The organism is Fulverythrobacter fulvus (genome assembly GCF_037154085.1).
Lineage (GTDB): Bacteria > Pseudomonadota > Alphaproteobacteria > Sphingomonadales > Sphingomonadaceae > Andeanibacterium > Andeanibacterium fulvum.
Genome location: NZ_JBANRM010000007.1, coordinates 61,916 through 69,818, shown reverse-complemented (window position 1 = coordinate 69,818; position 7,903 = coordinate 61,916). Strand labels below are relative to the sequence as shown.

Annotated in this window: 8 protein-coding genes; 4 read left to right on the top strand and 4 right to left on the bottom strand. The window is 63.7% G+C overall.

Annotated elements, in window-relative coordinates; translation table 11 throughout:
- Positions 1-266: 266 nt before the first annotated feature.
- The 4 genes from WFP36_RS16240 to WFP36_RS16225 are packed head-to-tail and all read right to left on the bottom strand — an operon-like array spanning position 267 to position 2,650.
- Complete coding sequence (locus WFP36_RS16240) at positions 267-665, bottom strand: aldolase/citrate lyase/malate synthase family protein (RefSeq protein ID WP_336982051.1); 399 nt, start codon at positions 663-665, stop codon at positions 267-269.
- 32 nt (positions 666-697) lie between these two features.
- Positions 698-1,615: an SDR family NAD(P)-dependent oxidoreductase gene (locus tag WFP36_RS16235; RefSeq protein ID WP_336982050.1), complete on the bottom strand. Its 918-nt coding sequence runs from the start codon at positions 1,613-1,615 to the stop codon at positions 698-700.
- Positions 1,616-1,619: 4 nt separating this feature from the next.
- On the bottom strand, positions 1,620-2,135 hold the full coding sequence (locus WFP36_RS16230) for a nuclear transport factor 2 family protein (protein WP_336982048.1): 516 nt from the start codon (positions 2,133-2,135) through the stop codon (positions 1,620-1,622).
- A complete protein-coding gene (locus tag WFP36_RS16225; RefSeq protein WP_336982046.1) occupies positions 2,132-2,650 on the bottom strand; it encodes a nuclear transport factor 2 family protein in 519 nt (172 codons plus the stop codon). The genes WFP36_RS16230 and WFP36_RS16225 overlap by 4 nt, the downstream gene beginning before the upstream one ends.
- 196 nt (positions 2,651-2,846) lie before the next feature.
- On the opposite strand from WFP36_RS16225, the gene WFP36_RS16220 reads away from it, so the two are divergent.
- From WFP36_RS16220 to WFP36_RS16205, 4 genes are all read left to right on the top strand, one after another.
- A complete protein-coding gene (locus tag WFP36_RS16220; protein WP_336982044.1) occupies positions 2,847-4,253 on the top strand; it encodes an MFS transporter in 1,407 nt (468 codons plus the stop codon).
- Positions 4,254-4,373: 120 nt separating this feature from the next.
- Complete coding sequence (locus WFP36_RS16215) at positions 4,374-5,141, top strand: nuclear transport factor 2 family protein (protein ID WP_336982042.1); 768 nt, start codon at positions 4,374-4,376, stop codon at positions 5,139-5,141.
- Positions 5,142-5,324: 183 nt separating this feature from the next.
- Positions 5,325-6,755, top strand: a complete 1,431-nt coding sequence (locus WFP36_RS16210; protein ID WP_336982040.1) for an NAD-dependent succinate-semialdehyde dehydrogenase — start codon at positions 5,325-5,327, stop codon at positions 6,753-6,755.
- An 89-nt stretch (positions 6,756-6,844) separates the two neighbouring features.
- Positions 6,845-7,900: an amidohydrolase family protein gene (locus WFP36_RS16205; RefSeq protein ID WP_336982038.1), complete on the top strand. Its 1,056-nt coding sequence runs from the start codon at positions 6,845-6,847 to the stop codon at positions 7,898-7,900.
- Positions 7,901-7,903 lie beyond the last annotated feature (3 nt).

Below are 7,903 nucleotides of genomic sequence, written 5' to 3'. Positions count from 1 at the left end.
CCCAAATGGTTCACATTGTCAAGGTGGCACACCAATTCGTCATCCCGGCCCTTCGTCAGGCTCAGGATAAACCTCCCTGCGGTCGAGCCGGGATCGCTGGCCGCCGGGCGCCCAGATCACAGCGGTCCCGGGTCAAGCCCGGGACGACGGATGAGGCTCGCCCCGCTCTACCCTGTCACCCCGGCCTTGTGCCGGGGTCCAGCTTCCTAAGAAAGAAATAGCGGGATCCCGGCACAGGGCCGGGATGACAACATGGCGGGGCTGCCTCAAATCCCCGAAGCGTCCAACAGCAGCAGGCAGGGCTGCATGAGCCCGCTCACGAACTTCTGCGGCTCTTTCGCCGCCATGCTCTCATCCTGCAAATGGCCGACTTCCGCCTTGTAGAGCGCCTGGACCTGTTCGCGGCTGAGCTTCAGATCGCCCATCAGCCGGGCGCTGGAGCGGACGAAGAATTCCTTCCCCCTCTCGCCCAGCGGCGGATAGGCGAGCGCGCTTTTCACGCCGCGCGCCTGTTCGCTGGCTATGATCGCAAAGGCGGCAGAGCAGCGCAGCATGGTCTTCTGTTCGAGATCGAGCTGCTGCGCCCCTGCAGGCCCATTGCCCGTCTGGGCCAATGCGGAAGAGGCTGTGAGGGCCAGCGCGGCGGCAAGGAGAATGCGGTTCATTGCCCCGTGCCTGCCACGCCCGGCCTTAACACTCACTGCACCGCATCGGCGGCGCGGCGGGTTTCCTCGAAATTGTCGCGCCGCATCTTCTCGAAGGCGACGCGCTGTTCGAAGCCCGGATCCTGCGGATAGTCGCGGTAATCGGCCAGGATCTCGTCGAACAGTTCCTTCAGCTCTTCCTTGTGATCGGGGTGCGTGAAGATATTCGCGCGGTTCTCCCGCACGCCGTCCAGAATGCGCGCGCCGATGACGTCCGGCTCCATGCCGAATTCGTGGACGCCTTCCAGCCGCTTCACTGCATCGGCATCCACCGGCTTCATCGCCCCCTTCAGCGCATCGGGCCGCACGTCGTCGCTGGCATAGATGTAGCTCTTCACGAGGCCGGGATGCACCACCGACACGCCGATGCCGTATTTGTACATCGAATGGCGCAGCGAATAGGACAGGCCGCGCACCGCGAATTTGGCGGTATTGTAGATACCCGGCGCTCCGCCCGCGATGAAGCTGGCCATGCTGGCGGTGTTGACGATGTGGCCGCCCTTCACTGCGCCGGAAAGCGCGCGCTCCTTCATGCGCGGGGCGAAGGTCATGACCCCGTTCACTACGCCGTTGAAATCGACGCCCAGCACCCAGTCCCAATCGTCGTAGGAACTGTCCTCGATCGTCTGGAACAGGTTGATGCCGGCATTGTTGAACAGCAGGCTGACCGGGCCGAATTCGGCCTCTACCCTGTCCGCCGCATCCTTGAAGCCTTCGCGGCTGGCGACATCAAGCTGCACGCCCATCACTTCGCGATTGTCCAGCGTTGCCAGTGCCCGGTCGATCGCATCCTGACGGATATCGGCAATCGCGACCTTGCAGCCTTCATTGAGGAGGTTGCGCACGATGCCGATGCCGACGCCATTGGCGCCCCCGGTGACGAAAGCCGTACGGCCCGCAAAATCCTTCATCGCCTCAGTTCCTCGCAGCAGCGGCGCGTGCCGCCTCGTCATATTGGTGGACCGGGTTCTCGACGGGGGATTCCCGGCCCGGAATGAATTCGTTGTAGATCTTGCGGCGCCTGAACAGCCACTGACCGTCCTGCCGCACAAGCTCGTCCTCATAGGTGCCGAAGCTCTGGATCTCGGGCGTGCGGCGCGGGCCGCCATCGGTCATTTCCCACCAGAAGGCAGTGGTCCATGCCTCGTCGCCTTCCACGCGGATCACGATATGGTCCAGCACATGGCGCAGGATCGCGGGGCTGCCGTCTTCCCGCGTGAACAGCTTGCCCACCGCCTCGCGGAACTTCACTGCGCCTTCGCGGATCGCATCGCGGCCCACGATCGTGGCCATGGCGTAATCGAGCACGCCATCCTCGGTGAAGCAGGCGGCGTAGGCATCGGCATCGTGCCAGTCCATTGCGAAGAGATAGCGGCCCATCAGGTCCTTGATCTCGGCCCGGTCGCGGGCAAGCTGGGCGGGATCGCTCATGCGCCGGCCCTTTCCGCCCGTTCGTCGAGCAGGCGCACGGGGTTGATCTCGCCCGTCGCCCGGCCTTCGAGGAATTCGTTGAGGATGCGGCGCTTGCTGAACAGCCAGCGGCCATCCTGCTTCACCAGTTCGTCCTCATAAGTGCCGAAGGTGCCGGCCTTGGGCTTGCCGCCCGGCCCGTCATTGGCCATTTCCCACCAGAAGGCCACGGCGAAGGCGCGGTCGCCTTCCACCCGGATCACCGTCTGCGCGATGATGTGGCGCAGGATGGCCGGGTTGCCGTCGGCATCCTTGTAGAAATTGCCGATCGCCTGCTTGAAGGCGCGCACGCTCTCGCTGATCGCCGTGCGGCCCTTGGCAGTGCCGCGCGCGAATTCCAGCTCGCCATCTTCGGTGAACATGTCGAGATAGGCGTCGTAATCGCCCCAATCCATCGCGAAGAGATAGCGCGCCATGAGGTCTTCGATCGCCGCGCGATCCTCGGCATATGCCGCCTGCGTCGCCCCGCCGCTCACGCGCCGAAATCCTGCTGCGAACGCTTGCCTGAACTGGCCTGCATGGTGCACTCTCCCTTGTGTCGCCGTAGCCTTTTGGCGTTACGGACAATGTCAATTTTCGCTTCGCCTTTTTGTATTCACCACTTACAAAATGGCCAAGCACAATCCGCGAGTCTCCGAAACATAGAGAGACGTTCCAGGAGGGGATCAGGCAATGGCCATCGCGCCCAATGCACAGGATTTGACTGCCGGCTCGAGCGACAGCGCGGGTTCTACCCAGCCCTGGCCATCGGAACGGGCGGGCTTTTTTGCTCTCTTCGCGATCATCTTCGCCACTTTCATCACCTTCTTCGACCAGACCGTGTTCGGCATGCTGGCCGAAAAGATGAAGGGCAGCTTCGGCATTTCCGATGCGACTCTGGGCTTCCTGCTCGGCCCGGCCAGCCTGATCGCCTATGTGATCGTGGGCATTCCGCTGGCCCGCCTGGTGGACATCTACCCCCGTAAATACGTCCTATCCGGAGGTATCGCCCTGCTCGGCTCGATCATGGCGCTGGGCGGCATCGCGCAAAGCTTTGCGCAGCTGGTCGGCACGCGCCTGTTCGTGGGCGCATCCAGTTCGGCCAACGGGCCGGGTTCCTATTCGCTGCTGAGCGACTATTTCCGCCCGCTGCGCATTCCCCTGGTCTTCGCGCTGCTGCAGCTCGGCTATATCGGGGGCAGTTCCTTCGGCAATATCCTGGGCGGCCAGATGATCGCCTGGACCTCCACCATGGCCGACCGGATTTCGCTGCTCGGCATCGAGATTTTCAGCTGGCAGCTGGTGCTGATCATGATCGGCCTGCCGGGCCTGCTGGCCGCGCTGATCTTCCTGATGGTCAAGGAACCGCCGCGCCGCAGCCCGGCCGGATCGGCCCAGCTGGTGGCAGGCGACGCCTCGTTCGGCCGCAAGTTCGCCGCCTTCATGGGCTGGGATGCCGCCGTGGCGATCTGGCAGCGCAAGACGGTGTTCCTGCCGCTCTTCGCCGCGCTGGCCCTGTCCGCGGTCGAAAGCCAGGGCCTGCCCGCATGGCGCATTCCCTTCATGGCCCGCACCTATGGCTGGAACGAGGCAGAAACCGGCGCCCTGCTCGGCACGCTGCTGCTGGTTGCCATGCTTGCCGGTATCTTCACCGGCGGCCTCTTCGTGACCTGGATGGGCAAGCGCTACAAGGACGCGAATATCCGCGCCACGGCGATCATCTTCGCCTGCACCACGGTGACCACCATCGCCGCCCCGCTGATGCCCACGGGCGAACTGGCAGTGGCGATGATGGCGCTGGGCGTGTTCTTCGGCCTGGCCGGCGCCCCGGCGCAGAACGCCGCCGTGCAGCGCATCGTCCCCAACGAGATGCGCGGGCAGGTCAGCGCGCTCTACCTGTTCATGTTCACCTTCTTCGGCGGGTTGGGCAGTTGGGTGATCGGTTCGGTCAGCACTTATATCGTGGGCGACGAGGACAAGATCTGGGAAGCGATCCTGATCACCGCGTTGATCTTCCTGCCCACCGCAACCTTCTTCATGTGGCGCGGCATCAAGCCCTATCGCGAGGAAGTGGCGCGGCTGGAGGCCGAGGGCAAGTAAGCCGCGATACGAAAATCAGGGCAACAGGTCGGGGCATCACCGTGGCTGAAGCTTGTCGTTGACAGGTCAATGCCACTGCGCAATTTGTAAGCAAAGCTTACTAATCTGGGAGAGAGTTACATGTCCGATGACCGGGTTGCCGCGCTTGAAGCCAAGCTGGCCCAGCTCGAACAGCGCCTGACCGTCCGCGAGGACGAGCTGGACGTGAAGAAGCTTCAGTACCTCTACGGCTATCTGATCGACAAATGCATGTACGATCAGGTGGTGGACCTGTTTGCCGACGATGGCGAAGTGCGGTTCTTCGGCGGGGTCTACAAGGGCAAGGCCGGCGTGGCCCGACTCTATATCGACCGCTTCCGCAAGCGCTTCACTCACAATAACAACGGCCCGGTCGATGGCTTCCTGCTGGACCATCCGCAGATCCAGGCGATCGTGGACATCGATGCCGACGGCAAGACCGCTCGCCTGCGCGGACGCAGCACGATGCAGGCTGGCCGCCACAAGGATTACGCCGATCCGGCCGCTGGCCTGGGCGTGCGCCAGTGGTGGGAAGGCGGCCTCTACGAGAACACCTATACCAAGGGTGCCGACGGCAAGTGGCGCATTCAGGTGCTGAACTACTTCCCGCACTGGCATGCCGATTTCGACAAGGGCTGGGCCTATACCGATGCGGAATATGTCCCCTTCCCCAAGACGCTCTATCCCGAAGACCCCGCCGGTCCGGACGAGCTGATCGAGGATCACTGGCTGTGGCCGACCCACAAGCTGCTGCCGTTCCACATGAAGCACCCGATCACGGGTGAGGAAATGGTGGCCAGCCGCTGGGAAGGCGATGCCAAGCGCGATGCGGAACGCGCTGCGGCCAAGCAGGCCGAAGCCGCAAAGTAAGTTTGAAGGAGGGAGGCGCACGGTCGCCTCCCTTTTTCGCATCGGCCCGAATTCACTTCGGCCCGCGACAAAATGCCTCCCGTATGACGCAGGGCCGCACCCGCAGGCGCTTTTTCGCTTGCAACTCGGGAGCAATGGATCAACCGCGCTGCGACATTCCCCGGGCGAACGGAGTTGCTTGAAATGAGTGCATACCCCTCCCTCCACATGGTTATCGACGGCGAGAAGGTCTCGGGCGGCGGACGCCGGACTTTCCCCGTGGTCAACCCGGTTACCGGCGAAACGCTGGGCGAACTGCCGCTGGCGGACCCCGCCGATCTCGACCGCGCGCTGGAAACGGCTGATCGCGGCTTCAAGATCTGGCGCAAGGCCACTGCCGCACAGCGCGCCGCAGTGCTTTCGGGCGCCGCCCGCCTTATGGCGGAACGGCAGGAGGAAATCGCCCGCATCGCCACGATGGAAGAAGGCAAGCCGCTGGCCGAAAGCCGCATCGAAGTGATGATGAATGTCGGCCTGTTCCATTTCTACGCCGGCGAATGCCAGCGCATCTATGGCCGCGAACTCGTCCGCCCGGACGGTTTCCGCTCGGTCGTGCGGCACGAGCCGGTCGGCCCCGTCGCCGCCTTCGCCCCGTGGAACTTCCCCATCGGCAATCCGGGCCGCAAGCTTGGCGCGCCCATCGCGGCCGGCTGCTCCGTGATCCTCAAGTCGGCGGAAGAAACCCCGGCTTCGGCCCTTGCCGTGCTGCAGTGCTTCTATGACGCGGGCCTGCCCAAGGAAGTGGCCCAGGCCGTGTTCGGCGTGCCGGACGAAGTGAGCCGCCACCTGCTGGGCAGCCCGATCATCCGCAAGCTCAGCTTCACGGGCTCTACCGTGGTCGGCAAGCACCTGCTCAAGCTGTCGTCGGAAAACATGCTGCGCACCACGATGGAACTGGGCGGCCATGGCCCGGTGCTGGTGTTCGGCGATGCCGATATCGACAAGGCACTGGAAACCGCCGTTGGCGGCAAATACCGCAATTGCGGCCAGGTCTGCGTTTCGCCCACCCGCTTCATCGTTGAAGAGAACGTGTTCGAGAAGTTCCGTGACGGCTTCATCGAACGCGCCAAGGCGATCACGGTGGGTGACGGCCTGCAGGACGGCACCCAGATGGGCCCAATGGCCAATGCCCGCCGCCCCGAAGCGATGGACCGTCTGATCGGCCAGGCCAAGGACAAGGGCGCCAAGCTGGGCACCGGTGGCGAGCGGATCGGCAATCAGGGCTTCTTCTATGCTCCCTCCGTCCTGTCCGAGATTCCGCTGGATGCGGACATCATGAACGAGGAACCGTTCGGCCCCGTCGCGCTGATCAACCCGTTCAAGGGCGAGGAAGAGATGATCGCCGAGGCGAACCGCCTGCCCTTCGGCCTGGCGGCCTATGCCTGGACCGGCGATGCCAAGCGCCAGCAGCGTCTGGCCCGCGAGATCGAATCCGGCATGATCGGCATCAACAGCCACATGATCGGCGGCGCCGACGCTCCGTTCGGCGGCGTGAAATGGTCCGGCCACGGCAGCGAAGACGGCCCCGAGGGCGTGCTTGCCTGCATGGTGACCAAGGCTGTTCACGAAGGGTAATTGGCCACGAAGGGTAATCCGGCCACGAAGGAAATCCGGGCGCGGGCCCTCATGCAGGGCCCGCAGCTCCAGCAATATTCGGAACTGAAATGACTCACGAACTCAAGACCGGTGGCGATCGCGGCTATCTGCGCATTGCCACAGAAGAAGCCTTTGCCACCCAGGAACAGTTCGACGCGATCATGCGCCTGGTGAAGGAAGGCCGCGCCGACAAGGGCACCATGTCGCTGTGGGGCTTTTACGGCACCAGCGCGTCGGAACGCACCACCTTCATCCGCGAGCGCCTGCTCGATCTGGGCGAACTGCGCATCCAGGCGATGGACGATGCCGGTATCGACAAGGCCGTGCTGGCGCTGACCAGCCCGGGCACGCAGTCCCTGTTCGATCCCGAAGAGGCACGCCGCATCGCGCGCAATTCGAATGACGAGCTGAAGGCCGCCTGCGAACGCTATCCCGACCGTTTCCACGGTATGATCGCCATCGCGCCGATCGATCCCGAATGGTCGGCCGAAGAACTCAAGCGCGGCAAGGAAGAACTGGGCTTCCACGGCGTGCAGATCAACAGCCACACCCATGGGCGCTATCTGGACGAGGAACAGTTCGACCCGATCCTGCGCGCCTGCGCCGATCTGGACCTGCCGCTCTACATCCACCCGCAGGGCCCGCCGGACGGCATGATCGGCACCATGGTGGAAGCCGGCCTCGATGGCGCGGTATTCGGCTTCGGCGTGGAAACCAGCTTCCACGGCCTGCGCATGATGACCTCGGGCGTGTTCGACCGCTATCCCAGCCTGCAGATGATGCTGGGCCATGGCTGCGAGGCGATCCCCTACTGGATCTATCGCCACAATTACATGCATCTGGCGGGTGTCCGCTCGAAGCGGTATGAACGCCTCCAGCCGCTGCAGCACGATCTGTTCCACTATCTGCGCAACAACGTGCTGGCCACCAATAGCGGCATGGCCTTCGCCCCCGCGATCAAGCTGATGATCGAGGTGATGGGCGAGGACCGGGTGATGTACGCGATGGATTATCCCTATCAGTACCTGCCCGACGAAGTGCGCTGGCTGGACGACATGGACATCAGCGACGCGCAGAAGAAGAAGTTCTTCCAGACCAACGCGGAACGCTGGTTCAAGCTCTGACCG

Coding starts and splice junctions, on each gene's coding strand:
- WFP36_RS16240 (WP_336982051.1), bottom strand. CDS start 665: ATGAACCGCATTCTCCTTGCCGCCGCGCTGGCCCTCACAGCCTCTTCC.
- WFP36_RS16235 (WP_336982050.1), bottom strand. CDS start 1,615: ATGAAGGATTTTGCGGGCCGTACGGCTTTCGTCACCGGGGGCGCCAAT.
- WFP36_RS16230 (WP_336982048.1), bottom strand. CDS start 2,135: ATGAGCGATCCCGCCCAGCTTGCCCGCGACCGGGCCGAGATCAAGGAC.
- WFP36_RS16220 (WP_336982044.1), top strand. CDS start 2,847: ATGGCCATCGCGCCCAATGCACAGGATTTGACTGCCGGCTCGAGCGAC.
- WFP36_RS16215 (WP_336982042.1), top strand. CDS start 4,374: ATGTCCGATGACCGGGTTGCCGCGCTTGAAGCCAAGCTGGCCCAGCTC.
- WFP36_RS16210 (WP_336982040.1), top strand. CDS start 5,325: ATGAGTGCATACCCCTCCCTCCACATGGTTATCGACGGCGAGAAGGTC.
- WFP36_RS16205 (WP_336982038.1), top strand. CDS start 6,845: ATGACTCACGAACTCAAGACCGGTGGCGATCGCGGCTATCTGCGCATT.